This window comes from Kitasatospora sp. NPDC033851 (genome assembly GCF_055576085.1).
Window position 1 is genome coordinate 46,211 of sequence record NZ_JBVIRL010000022.1, and the last position, 20,055, is coordinate 66,265.

8 protein-coding genes and 1 tRNA gene are annotated in these 20,055 nt (G+C 69.8%); 7 read left to right on the top strand and 2 right to left on the bottom strand.

The annotated features are described in order from the left end of the window. Positions 1 to 201 precede the first annotated feature (201 nt). The 3 genes from ACZ51D_RS32710 (at position 202) to ACZ51D_RS32720 (ending at position 2,751) form a co-directional block, all read left to right on the top strand. Complete coding sequence (locus tag ACZ51D_RS32710) at positions 202 to 990, top strand: DUF1684 domain-containing protein (RefSeq protein ID WP_465664288.1); 789 nt, start codon at positions 202 to 204, stop codon at positions 988 to 990. A 260-nt stretch (positions 991 to 1,250) separates the two neighbouring features. Beyond that, positions 1,251 to 2,540: an MFS transporter gene (locus tag ACZ51D_RS32715; RefSeq protein ID WP_465623793.1), complete on the top strand. Its 1,290-nt coding sequence runs from the start codon at positions 1,251 to 1,253 to the stop codon at positions 2,538 to 2,540. A gap of 137 nt (positions 2,541 to 2,677) precedes the next feature. Next, a tRNA-Pro gene (locus ACZ51D_RS32720) sits at positions 2,678 to 2,751 on the top strand. 29 nt (positions 2,752 to 2,780) lie between these two features. Here the strand turns inward: ACZ51D_RS32720 and ACZ51D_RS32725 are convergent. Next, complete coding sequence (locus tag ACZ51D_RS32725; protein ID WP_465664289.1) at positions 2,781 to 4,160, bottom strand: tyrosine-type recombinase/integrase; 1,380 nt, start codon at positions 4,158 to 4,160, stop codon at positions 2,781 to 2,783. A gap of 772 nt (positions 4,161 to 4,932) precedes the next feature. Then, positions 4,933 to 6,081: a hypothetical protein gene (locus tag ACZ51D_RS32730; protein WP_465664290.1), complete on the bottom strand. Its 1,149-nt coding sequence runs from the start codon at positions 6,079 to 6,081 to the stop codon at positions 4,933 to 4,935. Between the two features lie 364 nt (positions 6,082 to 6,445). Between ACZ51D_RS32730 and ACZ51D_RS32735 the strand changes: the two genes are divergently transcribed. From ACZ51D_RS32735 to ACZ51D_RS32750, 4 genes are all read left to right on the top strand, one after another. Continuing rightward, entirely contained in the window at positions 6,446 to 7,381 is a 936-nt protein-coding gene (locus ACZ51D_RS32735; protein WP_465664291.1) for a hypothetical protein, read from the top strand. A gap of 952 nt (positions 7,382 to 8,333) precedes the next feature. Further along, positions 8,334 to 13,703 (top strand): DUF6603 domain-containing protein, encoded by a 5,370-nt coding sequence (locus tag ACZ51D_RS32740; RefSeq protein ID WP_465664292.1) that lies wholly within the window; start codon positions 8,334 to 8,336, stop codon positions 13,701 to 13,703. Positions 13,704 to 13,718: 15 nt separating this feature from the next. Then, positions 13,719 to 15,992 (top strand): hypothetical protein, encoded by a 2,274-nt coding sequence (locus ACZ51D_RS32745; RefSeq protein WP_465664293.1) that lies wholly within the window; start codon positions 13,719 to 13,721, stop codon positions 15,990 to 15,992. Then, positions 15,982 to 20,046 carry a discoidin domain-containing protein gene (locus ACZ51D_RS32750; protein WP_465664294.1) on the top strand — a complete coding sequence of 1,355 codons (4,065 nt, stop codon included), beginning with the start codon at positions 15,982 to 15,984 and terminating at the stop codon, positions 20,044 to 20,046. The genes ACZ51D_RS32745 and ACZ51D_RS32750 overlap by 11 nt, the downstream gene beginning before the upstream one ends. Positions 20,047 to 20,055: the final 9 nt, after the last annotated feature.

The following is a 20,055-nucleotide window of genomic DNA, read 5'->3' on the forward strand; positions in this document are numbered from 1 at the left end:
GTGCTTCGCGACCCGTGATCCGTCATCGTGATCCGTGGTGTGTGTTCCGAGTTGTGCGGTGTGTCGGTGCGTCGCCGCCGTGTTGCGTTTCGGCGGCTTCGGACCGGTGGGAATGATCCGTCCGAGCGGGCGGTGTTGTGGATGAGGAGACGGGCGGCCCGAACGGCGGGCCGTCCGCGGACCGACCGGGAGGGTGGACCGATGACGGCGACGGCCGCGGAGGACTGGAAGCACTGGAGCGACGGGCGGGCGGCGTCCGTGAGCTCGCCGCACGGCCAGCTCGCACTCACCGGCACGCACTGGCTGGAGCCCGAGCCCGCCGAGATCCCCGGCCTGCCCGGGCACTGGTGGGCCGACACCGAAGGCGTCCGGGGCCGGGCGAAGGCGGGCGACGGCATCACCGTCACGGGCACGGACGGGCCGGTGGACGGCGAGCTGCTGCTGCGCCCGGACAGCGACCCGGCTGCCGACACCGCGACCCTGGGCGACCTGCTGCTCGTCCCGATCGAGCGTAAAGGCGAACTGGCCCTGCGGGTCTTCGACCCGGCGGCGCCGCGCCGGGCCGCCTTCGCCGGCATCTCCGCCTACGCGTACGCACCCGAGTGGGCCGTGCCCGCGATCTTCACCCCGTTCGACGACGAGGCCCGGTCGGTCGTGGTCCCGAACGCGGACGGCAAGGAGCGTCCACTGGCCGTCACCGGGCAGATCGCCTTCACCGTGGCCGGCGAGCACCGCACGCTGACCGTCAGCCGGTCGGGCAACCGCCTCAGCGGTGTGATCGCGGACGCGGGCAGCGGCATCGACAGCTACCGCTTCCGCTTCATCACGCTGCCGGCGCCGGACGCCGACGGCCGTACGGTCCTCGACCTCAACCGGGCCTACCTGCCGCCATGCGCCTTCTCGGACCACTTCATCTGCCCGTTCCCGCCGCCGGGCAACCGGCTGGACTTCGCGGTGGAGGCGGGGGAGAAGCAGGTGCTGAGCCGGTAGACCGGCGGGTGCGACCGTGGGCTCGTGGCGACGGGTGCGCGGCAACGGGGGCCGGTCGGCTCAGCGGTGTCGAGGGCGGGCCCCGGTGCGGGGGCAGCCGGGGGCGGGGCGGAGCATGGAGGACTATGTCGAACGATCAACATTCCATCTCCGCCGCGTCGGCGGACGCTCCGCCCGCCGCCGAGCCCGCGCCTGACCCGGCGGGCGGCGCATCGGCACCCGTCGCTGCGGCCGCCGGCGCCGCAGCCGCAGGTGCCGCGATGTCCGACGCCGTGGCCGCCGGCGACCTGCCGGCGGACCCGGTGGCCACCGCCGCGCCGTGGTACCGGCGGGCGTTCGCCGACCTCAGCCCGCTGCGCGACCACGTCGACTACCGCCGGGTCTGGCTCGGCCAGGCCGTCTCCTCCATAGGCCAGCAGATGGCGGCCGTCGCCGTCTCCGTCCAGGTCTACGAGCTGACCGGCTCCGCCTTCGCGACCGGCCTGGTCGGCATCTTCTCCCTCGTCCCGCTGGTCGCCTTCGGCCTCTACGGCGGCGCCATCGCCGACACCGTCGACCGGCGCAGGCTGGGTCTGATCGGCTCGGGCGGCCTGGCGGTCGTCTCCGCGATCCTCGCCGCGCAGGCCCTGGCCGGCCTCGGCCTGGTCGCCGTCCTCTACGCGGCCGTCGCCGTCCAGGCCGGGTTCTTCGCCCTCAGCTCACCCGCCCGCTCCGCGATGATCCCCCGGCTGGTGCCCACCCACCAGCTCCCGGCCGCGAACGCCCTGAACACCGTCAGCATGAACCTCGGCCTCACCATCGGCCCGATGCTCGGTGGCGTCCTCATCGGCGCGTACGGGGCCCAGGCCGCCTACCTGCTCGACACCGTCGCCTTCACCGGCACCCTCTACGCGATGTGGCGCCTACCCGCCATGCGCCCGCTCGGCGACCGCAAGGGCCGCGCCTCCGTCCTCGACGGCCTCCGCTTCCTGCGCGAGCAACCCAACCTGCGCACCAGCTTCCTCGCCGACCTGGCCGCCATGGTCTTCGGCATGCCGCGCGCCCTCTTCCCCGCCATCGCGGTCACCTTCTACGGCGGCGACGCCGGCACCGTCGGCCTGCTGGTCTCCGCCCCGGCCGTCGGCGCCCTGATCGGCGCGCTCTTCTCCGGCTGGGTCAGCCGCGTAAACCGCCAAGGCGTCGCCGTCCTCGCCGCCGTCGTCGCGTGGGGCCTCGCCATCGCCGCCTTCGGCGTCCTCCACAACCTCTGGCTCGGCCTCCTGCTGCTCGCCGTCGCGGGCTGCGCCGACACCATCAGCATGATCTTCCGCAACACGATGATGCAGGTCGCCGCCCCGGACGAGATGCGCGGCCGCCTCCAAGGGATCTTCATCGTCGTCGTGGCCGGCGGCCCCCGCCTCGGTGACTTCGAATCCGGCACCGTCGCCGCCCTCACCAACCCCGCCACCTCCGTGATCAGCGGCGGCCTCGCCTGTGTCGCCGCCGTGCTCCTCCTCGCCGCCCGCCGCCCCGCCTTCCTCGCCTACGACGCCCGCCACCCGACCCCCTGACCCACCCCACCCCTCAAACCTGGCAGCGAGCACCCCCCGACGTGCTGTATTGTTTTCCACGTCGCCGGGACAGCCGGAGACAAGGTCGAGAAGCCCACAGCAGAGCCCCCCAGGCCCCGCTGCAGGCACCGAGACCACGGGACGTGGCGCAGCTTGGTAGCGCACTTGACTGGGGGTCAAGGGGTCGCAGGTTCAAATCCTGTCGTCCCGACCGGCGTTTTCGCAGGTCGTAGGCCGCTTTCACCGAAAGGTGGAGGCGGCCTTTTTGATGTTCCGTCGGCTGGTGGTCGCAGTGTGGTCCCGGGGGGTTGGCCGGGGCGCTGGTTGGCGATGCTGTGTCGTTTTCCGTGTCTGGTGGGTGGTCAGGCGTGGCGCGCGGGGGCTGCGGGGGATTCGGGTGGCGTGGTGGCCGTGCAGGGCGTCGTGGTCGGCTTGGTCGAGGGCGTGGTTGATGGCGTCGACGGCTTCGCGGACGGCCTGGATGGTCAGGTAGTGGTAGACGTCCACGGTGGTGGAGAAGGTGGAGTGCCGCAGCGTCTTGGAGACGATGGGCAGCGGCACGTGCTCGTCCATGGCCAGGGCGCAGGCGAGGTGGCGCAGGTCGTGGACGCCGATGACGGGGACGCCGGCTTCGCGGCATAGGCGGTGGAAGCGGCGCAGGACGTAGGAGGGGTGGAGCGGGCGGCCGTGGCGGTGGAAGACCAGGCCGTGTCCGGGAGCGGGGTTGGGGCCGCGGAAGGTGTCGGGGGCGAGGCGGTGGGCGATCGCCGCGGTGGCGCGGTCGGAGAGGGCGACCCAGTTGCGGCTGGAACGGGTCTTGGGCTCGGTGAAGACGAGTTCGCTGTTGTCGATGGCCGAGAGCGTCCAGCGGATGTACATGAAGCGCTTGTCGAGGTAGGCGTCGTCCTCGTGGAGGGCCAGGGCCTCGCCCTTGCGGATGCCCGAGCCGATGAGTAGCTCGGCGAGGTCGGCGATGAGGGGGTCGGCGCCGTGGGCGTAGCGCAGGAACGTGGCCGCGTGGTCGACGGTCCACTCGATGCGGTCGGCGCGGCGCGGCCGGCGGATGACCAGGGGCCGGCCGACGTTGCGGCGCAGGCGGCCGGCCCGGACCGCGTCGCCGAGCGCGCTGGAGAGTGTGCACAGCATGCGGTGGACGGTGACCCGGCCGCGGCCGTGGGCGAGCTGGTCGTCGGCGAAGGTGCGGATGTGGGGCCGGCGGAAGTCGTCGAGGCGGATGGTGCGGAAGGCGGGGATGAGGTCGTCGTACACGTAGTGGCGGTAGCGGGTGGCGGTGGTGGGCTTCAGCTCGGCCTGCTTGGCGCGGAACCATTCGTCGAGGTAGTCGGCGACGCTCTGGTCGGGGTCGCAGGTGAGTCCGGTGCGCTCGCCTTCGAGGTAGCGGTGCAGGGCTTTCTTCGCGGCCTTCTTCTTGAGGTAGCCGCCGCGGCGGATGGTGTGGCGTCTGTCGTCGAGGGTGGTGTGGCTGTCGACGGCGAAGGTCCAGGTGCCGTGGTGGGGGTCGGTGGCGAGCTGGGGGCAGCGGGCGCCGAGCTGCTTGCGGTGCTGGTCGCGGCAGCCGCACCGGCGGTAGACGCGGCCTCGCTTGGCTGAGGAACGCATGGCGATCACTTCATAGGGGAGTGGCGGAACTGCTGGCCCTGCCAGTCTCGCCCCGGGCAGTGGCGTCGCGGCGGGATCCGGGACCACCATGCGACCACCAGGCCAGTTCGATGGCATCTGACCTGGGACGATCCCTTGACCTGCGCTCAAGTTACCTGGGGCTCCGTTGAGCGGCTCGCAGCCTTGTGGATCACGCCCGGCACTCCGAATCTCGCGTGCGTCATCACTGCCGGCGACGGGTTGACCGCTTTCGGGAGCGATGCGGTCGTGGTGTGGCACGCGGGCGGTTCGGGTCCGGGGGCGGCTGCGAGTGATCTGAGGGACCATGGCGGCCCTGTTTCGAGCCTATCGAATTCCGCCGGATGTCGGTGGGAATATGCGCGCCTATTCCCACCGGCGAGGGCGTCTCGGTCGCTCCGAACTGCGCCGGAATTGCATCCCTGCGTCAGGGCTGCGGAATTCTTGGAGCTGATTGAGTGTCAGGGCCGCGAGCCGCGATGATTACTCTGCGTAGCATTTGGCCGATCTGGGGACGGGTGCCGGTTGACTGAGGGGCTGCCGCGCGGTAGCCGTCAGGTTGAGTCCCGTTGCTCTGAGTTGCCGGGCAGGATGGATGGCCGACGCCCTTCCCGTCACACTGTGTAATTAATGGCGGGGGTTTGTCGGGCCGTTGGGGTGGCCTTGGAGCTGCTCGTCGCAGGGTGGACAGAGCGGCCCCGGTGCGGTGGTTGGTCCGGGGCCGAGCGCTGTCGGCTGGCGGGTGGATGCGGTGTCAGACAAGCCGGTCCCGGTTGGCTGTGGCGATGGCGCGGACGAGTGCGGCGAACTGCGCGCGGCTGTGGTGCTGGTGTCGTTCGGCGGTCTCGTCGTCCGATTCCTCCTCGTCGTCGTCCCGATCCTCGTCCTCGGCGTATTCCTCGTGGAGGAGCCAGCAGCCGTTGATGCCGGTGAGGAGGTCTTCGAGGAGGTCGCGGGCGGGCCGGCGCGGGTCCAGCGGGGTGAGGCGGATGCCGGTAAGCCCGGCGTCCGCCTCCTCCGAATCGTCGTCGGCGTACTCGGTGGTCACCTCCTCGGCCTCCTCCAGCTGTTCGCGGAGAGCGGCCGGGTCGGGCAGCACGCCGTCCGCGACCCGCATGGCGTGGCGCACCAGTCCGGTGACGGCGTCGTAGGGGGAGAGGCCGTTGTCGAGGAGTTCCAGGACGAGGGTGGGTGTCGCGTGGGGGAGTGCCTCGATGTTGTCCGCTTCCCGGATCACCTCGGCGGGTGCGTAGCCGGAGGCTTCCGAGACGGCTTGGGCCGCGGCGTAGAGCCAGTGGGCGGCTGCCACGGCCGCTGCGGTCGGGTCGATGTCGGAGTAGAGCGCGGCCGGGCCGAACGGGTCCTCCTGGAGCAGTTGGTCGGCGGCGGCGACCTGGACGGGGGAGGCGCCTTCGCGGCTGAGCAGCACGGCCTGCTGGGCGCGTGCGGTGAGGTTGCCGAGCTCGGCGCCCTCGACGGCGGCCAGCTCCACCGTGGTCTCGGCGCGGATCACCTCGGTCAACTCGGGGTTGTCCAGGGCGATGAGGGCGCGGCCGACGCGGTGCGCGTTCTCCAGCACCGGGCTGTACTCGACGATCACCGAGCCGCCATGGGGAAGGTTCGGCGTGGCCACGGCCGCGGCGACCCCGGCGAACGCCTTGCGTTCCTCTTCCCGACGCCAGCCCTCGCTGTTCACCTCCAACGAGTCGGCGGCGCTGGCCGGGTGGGTGTAGGTGCGCCAGGCCGCCGCCGACAGCTGGGTGAGGGCTGCAGTCAGGCGGGACAGCGCGGCGAGGTCGGTGCCGGCCGGGACGGCGGCGATCCGTGAGGCGAGGTCGCCTTGGCCGGTTCCCCAGGTGGCGATGAGTTCGTGTCGATCAGGGTCGACGCAGTAGCGGGTCATGACGGACCACCTCCAGCTCGGCTCCGTCATATCACCTGTCACGGCGGTGCGCTGACGCATCGTCGGCCTGCGGCTCGATCGAGGTTGACTGGAGAGCCTCGAGGTGTGGCCCGCTGCTTCTCGCCGGGAGCGGGCTCTGCATCGGGTTCGAGTCGGCCTTCGTCGACTTCCAGAGTGAGGCGCTGCCGATTTTGGCCACACGGATGGCGAAATATCGCTTTGAGGCTCCGGATGATCACGAAGTGTGATGCGATGGGTTCTTGCCAGGCGGGCAGGCCAATGACGATGGTCGATGCCCGTCGGGGCGGGGTCCCAGTGGCGAGATCCACCAGTCGGCGGCACGTCCAATGGCTAGCCTGCACGGGTGACTATCCATCCGTCAGAACCACCAGCCCAACTGGGGCTACTCGACCTTACGGTTGACCTGTCCGTCCCGTACGTCTACTCGGGAACAGACTTCACCGTCTACCTGCACGTCAAGAACCCTTTCGCGGTGCCGATCTGGATCGACTCGGTCGAATTGAGCCTTCCGACTCAGTTGTCCTGGCGACCACCGGAGCCACCGGAACCACGAGTCGTCGTGGAGCCGGAAGCGCTTCGGGAGATGCTCGACAAAAGCGAAGGTGATCCCACATCTTCTCGTGGCGCGAATGGATACCTCAACCTCGTGGCCAACGACAACGCTGTGGTCAACCTCCAGGTCGTCAATACTCATGATCGGCTCATGCGTGAGCGTGAACGGGTCCCGTTGGTCGGTTCGCTGCCGCCGGGGGTCGCGCTTGAGCCCGGATGTACCGACGTGTGGACCATCCGCCTCGGAACCGGGCACAGCCCGTTCTTCATCCCCGCCAGCTACCGGCTCCAGGTCACCGTCATCTACGGACTGACTGCATCCAGCGGCAAGACCAGCGCCGACGCGCGGACCAGCGACGCACCATCGGGCGCTGCAGAGCGTCGACGGGTCTTCTCCAACACCACCTCCCTCACGTTGCCGGTCAAGGCAGCACTGTGGAACGTGATCGCCGGGGGCGCTCTGGGCGGCGTGGTTGGCAGCGTCGGCCGGTCACTTCAAGACGCCCGGAGCCTGAGCGCCTTGTTCGGACAGCACCTGGGGACGAGCGTCGGATCACTGATCCTCGCCGTCATCCTCAGTGGCGCTGCGATCGTCTTCTCGGCGCGCAAGTCCGAGGCTCAGTCGTTCGTGACCGTTGAGGACTTCTGGGGCGGCTTGCTGATCGGGTTTCTGATTGGCTACTCGGGGACAGCAGCCTTTGGTCAGATTACTGGTGTGCAGCCCTAGAAGCGGACTGGGCGCTGGGGCGAAGCTAGGCCGGAAGCGCGGCGCCCAGGATCCGGATCCGGCGGTTCGCGTGCTCAATCACCGCGAACACGTACAAGCGGGCCCCGGACGGGCCCCGGCGATGGTGTGACGACGCCTCCACCCATGCGCCTGTCCCGGGTCTCCCACGACAGGACGCTGCCGTAGAAGTCCTTCGAGGCCGCGCTGTCGGTGGTGTACAGCTCGATCCAGCTGACGCTGCCAGGCTCGTTGACGAGCTCCAGGCCGTCTGTGTCTCCGGGCTGCCACACGGCGGAATCGGCGCCCGTCGGGTCAGTGAAGCCGGCCATTCGGCCAGGGCGCCCACCACAACCGCAAGCAGAACGCTGATCACGAATGCCAGCATGACCAGTCCCACTGCGATCGGGTAGCGCCGGTGGCGATCCCGCGTGGGCTCATGCTTGCCCGGCTTCGGCCGGTAGGGTAGGTGGCCTATTCGGCCATGCCGGGCAGCAGGCCGGCCGGCACGTCTGGCGGTTCGTGAGCTGAATGCCGCGGTCTTCTGCGTGCGAGCTGACCGGCGTTTCACCGGCGGGTATCACCGGTGTGGTTCGTGATCGTCGGCGCGTGGCGGTCCCGCCCGGTACCGCAGGGCCCATGGGTTCAGGCTGCGTGGAATCAAGCCACTCTGCCGAAAGCGCCGCCTGGCGTGGTGGCGCCATGTCAAGGTCGTCCCGTGCGCGGTCGCAGGCGTGCCGGAGGCGGTTCCGACTGGCGGCGGCATGCGCCGACGTAATTCTCTGCACGCTCACACATCGGCATCGACACCTCGGCTCCGCCTGCAGGCCGTGACTTCGCAGCTGCGGTCTGATTGCGCACGAACGACTCTCCGGAAATGACCGTTCTGCGCGGCATCACGGCGTACCGTCGCGCTCGGGGACCTGTCATGCTCCGAGCCGCAAAGGGGACCAAGGTGGCTTTGACGGTCGATCAACTGCGCGAGTACTTGCGCCTCGGACCAAACGACGACTTCGTGCTCCCCACGAGCCTGCTGGACGTGGCCGGCCTGTACCAGTTGCTGAAGGTCGCCGAGGCGCTGACAGTCGGGCGCCCGGTTGAGGTCGATGCTGATGCGCTCACTGTCAGCGGGGCGCTGCCGACGATCTCCGCGACTGCGTCGATCGCTCTGGCGTTTCTTCCCGATGCGGACGGCCAGGAGATCGTTGGATTGCGGGCGACGGTCCGAATGGATGTGTCGGCGCATGATCTGGCGGGTGCCTTCGGTGTGAGCCTGGCGGGGGTGCCGGATGCCTTGTTGCCGACTGTGGAGTCGGTCGGGGTGTGGTACGACTTCGCCGCGGGGCGGGTGGTTGCCTGGGCGTTGACGGGGTCGTTCCGCCTGGTGCTGGCCTCGCTGGAGGACTCGGGGCTGGTCGGTGTGGTGCAGGCCAGGGACGTGGAGTATCACCTGTCCGATTTGCCGGTCGTCGGACCGTACGTACCGTCCGATTTGGATGTCGGGGTCCTGTCCGTGGGGATGGCCGTGACGGGCTCGGCGGTGTCGGAGGAGGTGGCTGCGCGGCTCGAGGAGGCGGTCGTCGCCTCCGGTGCCGAGGTGGAGCGGCCGGTGCTGCCCGGCGGTGGGTTGGTGGCGGGGTTGTCGCTGCTGATCGGGTATGAGGTGGGTGGGGACACGCACCTGGCGGCCGTTCCGGTCGTCGGACTCGGCGTGCGCGGCGAGCCGGTGGAGCTGATCGATCTCGGCTTCGAGGTGGGGCTGCTGAAGTGCCGGCGACTGACGGCTGCGTACGACCCGGACGCCGAGGTTGTGGCGCTGCGGCTGGACGCTTCGTTGGAGGCGGGGGAGGTCGCGCTGACCGCAGTCGGCCTGGGGGTGGACATCTCGCTGACGGCCGGCCTCCCGCCGTCACCGGTGGGACGATTCGACGAACTCACACTGACCGCAGGGCAGTTGCTGCTCACGTTCAGGGTTACGCCGCCGGGTGTGCGGCTGGGCGGTGTTCTCCAGGCCCAGTGGACCGGCTCGCTGAGCGCCGTTGACGTGGCTCGGGCGTTCGGCGTGGACTTGTCCCGTGCACCCGGAGCGCTCGTGCCCGAATTGCACTCGCTCACCCTGTGGTGTGATTTCGAGGCGAAGCAGTTCGTCGTCTCGGCGCTGACGGGTTCCTTCCGCCTGGTACTGGCCTCGGTCGAGGGCTCGGGGCTGGTGGGTGTGGTGCAGACCATGGGGCTGGCGTACCACCTGTCTGATCTGCCGGTCATCGGGCCTTCCCTTACCGATGTGGACTTCGGTGTCGTCTCGGTGGGCATGGCTGCCGCCCGATCACCGGTGTCCGGCGACACGGCGGCGGCCATCGAGAACGCGATCGCCGCTGCCGGTGGCGACGTGGAGGGACCGGTCCTGCCCGGCGACGGGCTCGTGCAGGGACTGTCCCTGCTGCTCGGATACGAGCTCGCCGACAGCCGGGACGTGGCCGCGGTCCCCGTCCGCGCAGGTGTGCGCAGCGATGGTGTGGAGCTGATCGACCTCGGCTTCGCACTGGGCCTGCTCACCTGCGGGAAGCTGACCGTGGCGTACGCCCCGGACGCGGAGACGGTGGAGCTGCGACTCGCGGCAGCGTTCGAGCTGGGGAGTGTGTCCCTGTCCGCCGTCGGCCTGGGTGTGGACGTCACGCTGACGGAACTTTCCCCCGTAGTGCGGTGGCGCTTCGATGAACTCGCACTGAAGGTGGGAGAGGAATTCGGGCTGACCTTCCAGGTCACGCAGCCGGATGCGCGACTGGCTGGGGTGCTCCGGGCCCAGTGGACGGGTGAGCTCACTGCGGTTCAGCTGGCGCAGAAGTTCGGGGTGGACCTGTCGGGAGTACCCGAGTTGCTCGTACCGCGGGTTCAATCGCTCGGCCTGTGGTGCGACTTCGCTGCCAGGAAGTTCGTCGCCATGGTGGAGACGGGATCGTTCCGGCTGGTGCTGGCCTCGGCCGAGGCGTCTGCGCTCGTCGGCATGGTGCAGGTGAGGGGAGTGGAGTATCACCTGCGGGACCTGCCGGTCGTGGGCTCGCTGGTGCCGCTGGAGCTGGACCTTGGCGTCGTGTCGCTGGGGATGGCAGCCACGGGCACGGCCGTGTCGCCGGAGTTGGCGGAGCAGATCAATCAGACGATCACCGTCGGCGCTGGTGGGGGCTGGCCGCAGTTGCCGCCCGCCGATGTGGCCGCGGGGCTGTCCCTGCTGGTTGGCTACGAAGTAGACGGCACGCCGGGCGTGGTGGCGGTGCGGGTCGTCAGCGGTGGTGCGCGCAGCGACGGTGTGGGGATCATCGATCTCGAGTTCGAGGAAGGACCGCTCAGGTGTAGGCGCCTGACCGTGTCCTATGCGGAGCCCGATGTGCAGGTGCGGCTGGACGCCTCGCTGGATCTCGCTGGCGTGGCCGCTCGCACGGAGGGGTTGGGCTTCGATGTCGCGCTGAGCGGTGGCGGCCCACGGGTGGTGTGGTGCTTCGAGTCGGTTGTTCTGACGTCCGGCCAGGTCGAAGTGGTCTTCGCGCTTCCGCAGCCGCCTGGTGGCGATGGTGGGCGCGTGTTGAGCGCGACCTGGCTGCCCGAGGGCGGCCTGTCGGTCGCTGATCTGGTCAAGGCGCTCGGGGGCGACATGGCCGGCATTCCGCCACTGCTTCTGCCGACGCTGGACGAGGTATCGGTGCGCTACGACCTCGATTCCCGAAAACTGGTCCTCACGGCGTTGACCGGGCGCCTGGGGTGGGTGTTCGCCGCACTCGCCGCCCCGGCCCGGCGGTTCGCGCTCGCCGTCCGCGGCGCGGTCCAAGCTCGCGCCTCGCAGCTGCCACTGGTCGGCGAAGCCATCACCCCCGACCGGGACATCGCTCTGACGGCCATTCAGTTCACCTATGCGTCAGCGGACTGGACCCCCGACCAGGTGCAGGCAGTCAATGTAGTGCTCGACACGCTGGACCAGGCCGATCCGCCCCGCCTGCCCCGACTTGGGTCGGGCGTGCTTGCGGCGGGCGCGACGGCGACGGCGGTGCTGCTCATCGACGGCGAGGCCACGGACCTGGTCCTGCCACTGGAATCGCGGGGTGCTGCGCTGCCGACCGGCCCGGCCGCCGACCGTACGGCGGCGCTGATGCAGGTGGGAGAAGCGCTCGACCTCGTCCCCGATGGTGTTGTCCTCGGCCGTGAACGAGCAAAGTCCACCTACGACGTCGACCGGCTGTTCGGGCCGGTGCGTATTCGCCGGGTCGTCCTCGCCTACGTCCGTGACGGGCTGCTGGTTGCCTTCGATGCCGGCTTGAGCATGGGCCCGGTTCAACTGGACACCATCGGCTTGGGCCTGGCGGTCAGCGGCGACTTCGCCGTCACGCCGGTGTTGCAGGGCGCCGGGTTGCGGATCGCCGCGCCGCCGCTGAACGTCACCGGCATCCTGGAGGTGCGCAAGGACCCGGACTATGCGGTGTACATCGCGGGTCTAGTCACGGTGGAGACCGGGTTCTTCGCGATGCAGGCAGCCGGCAGCTACGCCCGCAGTGTGGACGGCTGGTCTTCGGTGTTCCTGTTCGGCGAGATCGCCGCCGTGGGCGGTGCGGCGCTGTTCGCCGCCCCGCCGTTCACCGTGACCGCGGTGTCGGCCGGGTTCGGCGTCAACAGCACGCTGCGGATCCCGGCCATCGAGGAGCTGGCGGAGTTTCCGCTGATCGCCAACCTGGCGGGCGGACCTTCTGGTGCCAGCCCGCAGGAGGCCCTGGAGGCGTTGGCGGACTGGGTGCGCCCGGCGGAGGGACGATACTGGGGTGCGGCGGGGCTGGAGTTCACGCTGTTCAAGTTCATCGCCACCCGGGCGCTGGCGGTGGCGGAGTTCGGCGATGACCTGAAGCTGGCGCTACTCGGCCGCACCTCGGTGACCTTCCCGCGCAACAGGGACAACGGCAAGAAGGTCCACGCCCGCATCGATGTCGACCTCAGGCTCGCCTACCATCAGTCCCAGGGGCTGCTCTCGCTGGATGTGGCGGTCGGTGAGGGCTCGTTCGTCTTCGACCCGGCCTGCCGGCTCACCGGCGGCATCGCCGTCTACATCTGGACGGCGGGTCGGCATGCGGGTGACTTCGTCATCACCGTCGGCGGCTACCACCCCCGGTTCAGGGAGAACCTTCCCGCGCACTACCCGAACCCGGCGCGGCTCGGTTTCGTCTGGGCTCCGGACGACAAGATCATGGTGAAGGCGGAGGGGTACACCGCGCTCACGCCGAGCGCGTTCATGCTCGGCGGGCGCCTGGCCGCCACCTACGACAAGGGCCTGCTGTCGGCCTGGTTCACCGCCTACCTGGACGTTCTGATCCAGTGGCGCCCGTTCCTGCTGGACGCTCAGCTCGGCATCAGCATCGGTGTGGCGTTCACCATCAAGGTTCTCGGGGTCAAGGTCCGGGTCTCCATCGAGGTCGGCATCAAACTCGCCTTGTGGACCCCGCCGTTCGGCGGCCGGGTCACGGTCAAGGTCTGGTTCGTCTCGTTCAGTTTCGACATCGGTGCCAAGCGCCCGGCGCTGGACGCGGCACACTGGTCGGAGGTACGCGACCAGCTCCCGGACCCTCTGCGCATCACTCCGCTCGAGGGGCTGCTCGCCGACGTCGACGCCGGCGAGCTCGCCGCTCGCCGCGCCGACCGGGATCCGCTGCTGATCGCCTCCGCCGGGTTCGCCGTCACCGTCGAGACCGTCGTCCCGGCCACCCGCATCTACCTCAACGACGATCCGTTCGAGCCCAAGACCGCAGACGGCGACAAGATCAGCGTCCGGCCGATGCGCAAGGACGGCACCATCACCTCCGAATTCCGGATCACCATCACCGGGTCCAAGGCATTCGAGGAGGACGACTGGACAATCGAGGTCGTCAAGCGCGATGCCCCTGCGGCTCTGTGGGGGCGTCCGATCGGCAAGCCCGAGCACGCGCTCGACCATCCCGCCCTTCTGCCTGACCAACTCGCCGGCCTTCGGTTGAAGGTCCTCGCACCCTTCACCGAGGGCGAGATCGGCCCGGTCAAATCCCAAGCCCTGGACGTCACCCCACTGGACAGCGGCCGTACCCCGCTGCGCGATGACCGCAAGCAGGGCCCCGTCCCGCTGCCCGACCCCAACAGCATCGAGATCATCGCCGACGGCATCTCCACGAGCACCAAGGAACGGCGTGTCGGTGCCTACGGTGCATTGCACCGGCTGGGCCTGGCCCCCGGGGCCGACGGCGCGTCCCTGGGCGGCTACGCGAGCAAGGCCCGCAGCTACCTCGTCTCCAGGCCCCTGACCACCACCGCGCAGTAGAGAGGGATCCCTCCGTTGGCCACCGGACCTGATCTGGACATCACGTTCTACGACTACCTGGCTCCCCGCCTGACCCCCGGTACGTACCGGATCAGCGCGGAACACGCGCTCCTGGAGGACGGGACTGACATCACCGGCGGTGACGGGCTGCCTGCCGCGGATGCCGAATTCGAGGTGCGGGCGGCCCAGTTCATGCTCGACGAGAGCGCCGTGCACACGGTGTACCCGCCACGCGGATCCTCCGGACGCTACGACACCGTTCTGCCGCACATCACCTTGACCCGGGCCGTCCTTCCGTGGGAACGCACAATCCCGTGGTCCAAGGCCACCGCCCGCGCGCCGTGGATGGCCCTGCTGGTGTTCAAGGAGGGCGAACTGCTCGATGATCCCGAGGCGTTGGGAATCGCCACCTCGCGCAGCGTCGCCCAGCTGTGCACCACCGGCGACGAGACCGTGCAGCCGCCGAAGATCAGCCCGGACGACCTCGACCCCAAGACCCTGGACTCCGGCTGCCGCACCATCGACGTCCCCAAAGAATTGTTCGCCGCCCTGATCCCGACCGAGGACGAGTTGTACTACCTCGCTCACGTCCGCGACGTGTACGAGCCCCGCACCCGCAACCCCGATGGCGAGGTGCTCACCCCAGGTTCGTTCGCCGTCGTCACCGGCAGCCGCTTCCTGCGCGAACCGGGCCCGCGCACCGTGCACCTGGTCTCCCTCGAAGGCCATGACAAGCCGCTCAAAGGCGAGTTCGACTCCAAGACCACGCACGTGCGCCTGGCTGCCCTGTGGTCCTGGAACTTCACTCATGACCCGGACATCGGCCTGGACCCGGCCGGCCTGCTGCAGCAACTCGTCGCCCCCAGCCTGGAAGACCTGGCAGATCCGGCGAACGCCGAGCGCCTCGCCCTGCGCCTGGAACCGGCCATCGCGCCCGACACCTCCGACCCGGACGAGCGCTACGCCCGTGAGCGGCTCGCCCTCGGCTACGTCCCCGTTCCGCAGCGCCTGCTGTCGGGTGAACTCAGCTATGCCTGGTACCGCGGCCCGTGTACCCCTGTCACCGCCCAGGACCTGCCCGACGGCTACGACGCGGATCTCAAGACCCAGACCACCGCTGACCACGCCCTCATCTACGACAAGGACTACGGCGTCTTCGACGTCAGCTACGCCGCCGCCTGGACGCTCGGCCGCACCCTGGCCCTGGCCGACCCCGACTACAGCGCCGACCTCACCCGCGCCCGCCGCGAACTGTCCAACCACGCCGTCGGCTTGATGGCCCTGGCCGCGGACGACTCCCGCGCCCGCCTCGCCACTCCCGCGCCGGGCCGCGCGCACGCCGATCCCGAGACGGAACTACGCCCCAACCTCGGCTGGCTGCGCACCCTCGCCCAACGCAGCGGCAACCTGCGGTGGGCCCTGGCCACGCCACAGCCCGACCTGCCCGAGGAAGAGCCGCTGGCGCCGCAGACCCGCCGCAGCCGCGCCGACCGGCGACTGATGCTGGGCACCGACGCCTCGCGAGCCGCCCTGCAGCGCACCGCCGAGCAGCGCACCGCCGGCATGCCCGCCTGGCTGGACCGCCTCGACCAGCTGTACGGCATCCCGTTCGGCTACCTCGTCCCCGACCCGCGCATGCTGCCAGCCGAATCGCTGCGCCTGTTCCGCCTCGACCCGCAGTGGCTCGACGCCCTGCGCAACGGAGCTCGCAGCATCGGCCTGCACACCAGCCTCGACCAACACCTTGACTCCACCCTGCACGCCGCAATCACAGCCCGCACTATGGCGGCGCCCCCCACCGCCGGGCTGTTGCTGCGCTCGGCCCTCGTCCCCGCGTGGCCCGAGTTCGACCTCGTCGCCCGCCGGGGCGACCGCGTGCTGGCCGAGCTGCGCCGCGACCACCCCGCCCCGGACGTCCTGCTCCTGCTGTTCGACGACGTCCCCGACACCATCGTCATCCGCGAGCCCGGTGAGGGCATCCACTTCGGCACCGACCCGAACGGCAGGATCGCGCTGCGCCGACTCGAAGCCGGCGATGGCGAGGACGAGGGACTCGGGACCCCGCTGGAGCGCGCCTTCCCCGATTCGGGTTCGATCTTCGACAGCTTCCTGCGGGAGGGACCCCATGGTGTGCTGAACCTGCTCGGCAACGGCGGTCTCGTTCCCGCCCTGTCCGGCGAGTTCGACCACACCGAGCTGCTGAGTCCCAGTGAGTTCGCCCTCGAGATGATCAACGCGCCGCTCGAGCAGAAGCTGGTGCCCGCCTCCGGAGGTTCCCTTGCCGAGTGACACCGACCTGATCGTCCCGATCCGCCTGCACACCCTTGTCGTCAGTAGGCACGTCACTGGTTTCACCCGCTGGGTCCCCGAACTTGGGGACATGCTGGAGAAGCGCAAGAGCCCCGAGCCTCCGAATCCCACGTTGTACGAGAAGGACCTCACCGGGGTCCACATCCAGTGGGAGCTACCCGAAGCGCTCACCCGCGGCCACCACGATGCGGCCGACGGCGAGACGACCTTCCCCCTCGTGCCAAACCGCTGGCTTGTGGTCCGCTACTACAACGACCAGCAGGGCAGGCGGACGGCCGCCGGTTGGGTGGTGCACAGCGACTACCTCCCGATCAGCGACTACAACGAGGACCCCAACACCGGCACCAGCTGGTACCTGAGCGACCGCAGCCCCAACGGCGTTCCCAGCGCACCGCACCTGGACAAGATCGGGCGCCACCAGGAACTGAAGGTCGACGCGCCGTGGACCGAGCCCGCCTCCCGTAAGCCGTTCCTGACCGCGGTCGGCCCGGGGTTGCCGGCCTTCGCCGCCTTCGCCACGTACCACATGGACGTGTTCTGCTTCCACGATACGCTTCAGGACCTGAAGTACGCGGGCTACAACTACCCGGTCGAGAACGAGCTGAGCTACCTCGTCATCGGCTGGTACGCGGACCCGGACGCGGACATCCTGACGCAGGCCCGCGACATCCCGGGCCTGTTGCGGTCAGAGACCGACCCGATGGACGAGGTGCTGCGCGCGCTCGAATGGACCGTACCCGGCGACACCTCCGCGCTCGCCAACTCCATTTACCGCGGCAGCTCACTGCACATCAACTGGAATTACACCGGCGACTTCCCGAGCGGGCCCAAGCGCCACGAGGTGAGTCTCGCCGTCGGCCACAGCACGGCCGAGGCCGCCGGCGGACTGATCGGCCGCCAGACCGGCTCCAAGGACACCGGTGACCTGGTCAAGGCCCTTTTCAACGGCACGATCGACACCTTCGGCCTGCCGGACGGCGCCGTCGAGCTGGACGAGGCCACCCGCCGCGCCTGGTACGAGGGCAACGAGGGCGGACATGTGTGGGAGATCGTCCCGCGTCCCTCCCCGGACCCCGTACCGGTGCCGCAGGTGCCCGGCTGGCTGGCCGGCCTCAACCGCGCCCAGGCCGAGTACGACGACCTCGCGGACCGCCTCGCCCGCACCCGGCCCCGACTGTGGGACCTGTGGTGGCTGAAGAACCTGCCCGAGTCCGGCAACGGCACACACCCGGAAGGTTTCGACGCCGAGGCCGCCCGCCAGCTCAACCCCGCCAACAGTGGCAGTCTGGCCGCCGAGGTCAAGGGATACCTCGACCGCATGGCCGAACTCCGCGCGGGCACGGACGACGAACCCGGCCTGCCCCTCGGGGACACTCCCGAAGGCCTGCAGACCGCCATCGAAACCTACGCGGCCCATCACGACCTGCCGGACGAGCTCGAACTCAAGCGCACCGCCCGCGATCCGTACCACAACCCGGCCGACCCGGTCGTGGTCATCACGGGCGGCGGCTCCGACCTGCCGCTCAGCCGCGACCCCGACGACCCGCTGCCCTGCCGCCTCCCGTCCGCCCTACTCGAGTCAATCCTGATCAACGACGAACCGGTCGAGCCCGACCCCGCCTCCCCGAAGCCGAACCTCACCAACCTGCCCCCGGTGTGCGCCAAGCTTGTCGAGGAGTTCGCGCTGCTCGACCAGTCGGCCTGGACCCTCGACGGCACCGGCCCCGCCACCGCACTCGAAGCCGCCCTGAGCAACCCGCAGACCCACATCGAAGGCGCGCTGCCCGAGTACACCGGCATGTGGCGGCAGCCCTGGACCCCGATGTACCTGCAGTGGGAGGTTCGTTACTGCGCCACGCCGTTCCGCACCGGCACCAGCGACAACTGGACGTTCGACGGCACGACCTACCAGTGGAACGGCACCGGAGCGAAGTCCCTCGACGGCGAGGAGAACCGGTGGCCCGCCTTCCACGGCCGCTCCTACCTCACCCCCACCACCGTCTACGTCCTGCGACAGCAGGTCCGCCGCTACCTGGACACCTTCTCAGGTGAGGAGAGCGCGGGTCTGGCGCACCTGCTCGAGGACTACGCCGAACTCGACGTGCTCTCACAGACCTTGGACGGCTTCAACGACTGGCTGCTCGAACAGGACGGCTCCGCCCGGCTCATCCCGGCCGACGCCGACCCGCAGCTCTTCGGCGACCCGCAGCGCGTTCCCGGCCCCGGCCGCCCGGACGCGAGCAGCGAGGACCGGTTCCAGCCGGTCCGCGCGGGACAGTTCTTCTTCAAGCGCCTGCAGATCATCGACCGGTTCGGCCGCTCCTTCGACTTCATGAGCGACACCACCAACCCGGGATCGATCATCCGGCCGTACCGGCCGCTGAGCGTGCGGCCCGACCCGACCAAGCCGCTCTACAGCAAGCCGCCGCACGACAAGCCGATGGACGACAAGCCGATGGACGACAAGCCGATGGACGACAAGCCGATGGACGACTTCCGTTTCGTCCAGCTGCCACCGCGGCTCATGCAGCCCGCCCGAGTCCGTCTGGACGCCGTCCGCGCCAAGGACAGCGCCGTCTACGCCGGGCTTCCACCAGCCGCAGACCCCGAGCAGACCCCTATCGTCGGCTGGCTGATGCTCAACCACCTCGATCAGACCCTGCTCGTCTACGCGCCGGACGGCTCCCCACTCGGCGAGCTCCGCGTCGTCGACGCCGGCAACGACCTCGCCTGGACCGTCCTGCCTCACGCCCCCTACCCGGGGCCCGACGACGACGGCTTCAAGGAAAGCTACCCGCAGCTGTCCAAGATGCTCACCGCGCTCCTCGCACCCGCCCGCGGACCGCGCGCGTTCGAGGCCCTGCTGAACACCATCGACCAGACCCTGCAGTCCATCACCGACCCCGCCGCCGAGGCCGACCGCAGCCCCGCCCGCCTCATCGGCCGGCCCGTCGCCCTGATCCGAGCCGAACTCGAACTCCAACTCCAGGGACCGGCGCTGACCAGCCCCGCCTGGGACAAGATCCTCCTCGACCCAAAGCCGCCCGTGGACTACCTCAGCTACCACTGGCCGACGAAACTAGGCTCACCCGAACAGCTGAACGACGGCCTGATCGGCTACTTTGCCAGCACCAAGGGACCCGGCGGCGAAACGAACTACGACACCCTCAACATCGTCGAGGCCGACCTCGCCACCAACCCATACCTGCGCCCGATCACCACCGGCGCGGACCTCGCCCTGCCCGCCACGACCACCGGCGCGGAGCCGGTCGTCCACCGCCTCACCCTGCTCGCCGACCCCCACACCGCCATCCACGCCACCACCGACATCCTGCCCGTCACCGGACTCGCCCTCGATGCCGACCTCGTCCAGCAGGCACTGGCCCGCATCGAAGCATCCTTCCGACTCGACCCGCTGCTCGCCCCCACCCGGGCCGGCGAGCAGACCGCCACCACCTCACCCACCCTTGGCGAGGCGCACGGGCACCAACTCGCTCACCTGCTCGACGGCAACCTCGGCACCTGGTACCTCAGCCAGGAACCCGCCACAGACGACGACTGGATCACCCTCGACCTCGAAGCCGACCGCCAGGTCACCCGAGTCGACCTCCACCCCGGCGACGCCACAGGCGAGCACCCACTGCCCGCCTGCACGCTGGAGACCTCCACCGACGCCACCGAATGGCGCGAACACGCCGGCTACCGGGCCGGCGAGGAGATCCACTTCACCCCGGCCGAGCCACTCACCACCCGCTATGTCCGGCTCCGGTTCACCGCCGCCACCACTGGCCCCATCGCCATCCGCTCCTTCACCGCGACCACCGATGCCGGCGACAACGGGCTCGTCATGCCCCGACCCGCCGCCTGGTTCGGCGACTGGACCTGGGCCGAGCCCTACGACGAGAACAACAACGTCCCCAGCTGGGCACGCCTGCCCATCCTGCCCGCCGACCGCTCCGCCTACCTCGACGACGCCGTACCCACCGCCCGCGCCGGCTACCTCCAACTGCGCCCGCGCCACGACCAGCCCTGAGGAGGACCG

Excerpts from the sequence above, each read along its gene's own strand:
- ACZ51D_RS32710 (WP_465664288.1), top strand. The coding sequence starts at position 202 with ATGACGGCGACGGCCGCGGAGGACTGGAAGCACTGGAGCGACGGGCGG.
- ACZ51D_RS32715 (WP_465623793.1), top strand. The coding sequence starts at position 1,251 with ATGTCCGACGCCGTGGCCGCCGGCGACCTGCCGGCGGACCCGGTGGCC.
- ACZ51D_RS32725 (WP_465664289.1), bottom strand. The coding sequence starts at position 4,160 with ATGCGTTCCTCAGCCAAGCGAGGCCGCGTCTACCGCCGGTGCGGCTGC.
- ACZ51D_RS32730 (WP_465664290.1), bottom strand. The coding sequence starts at position 6,081 with ATGACCCGCTACTGCGTCGACCCTGATCGACACGAACTCATCGCCACC.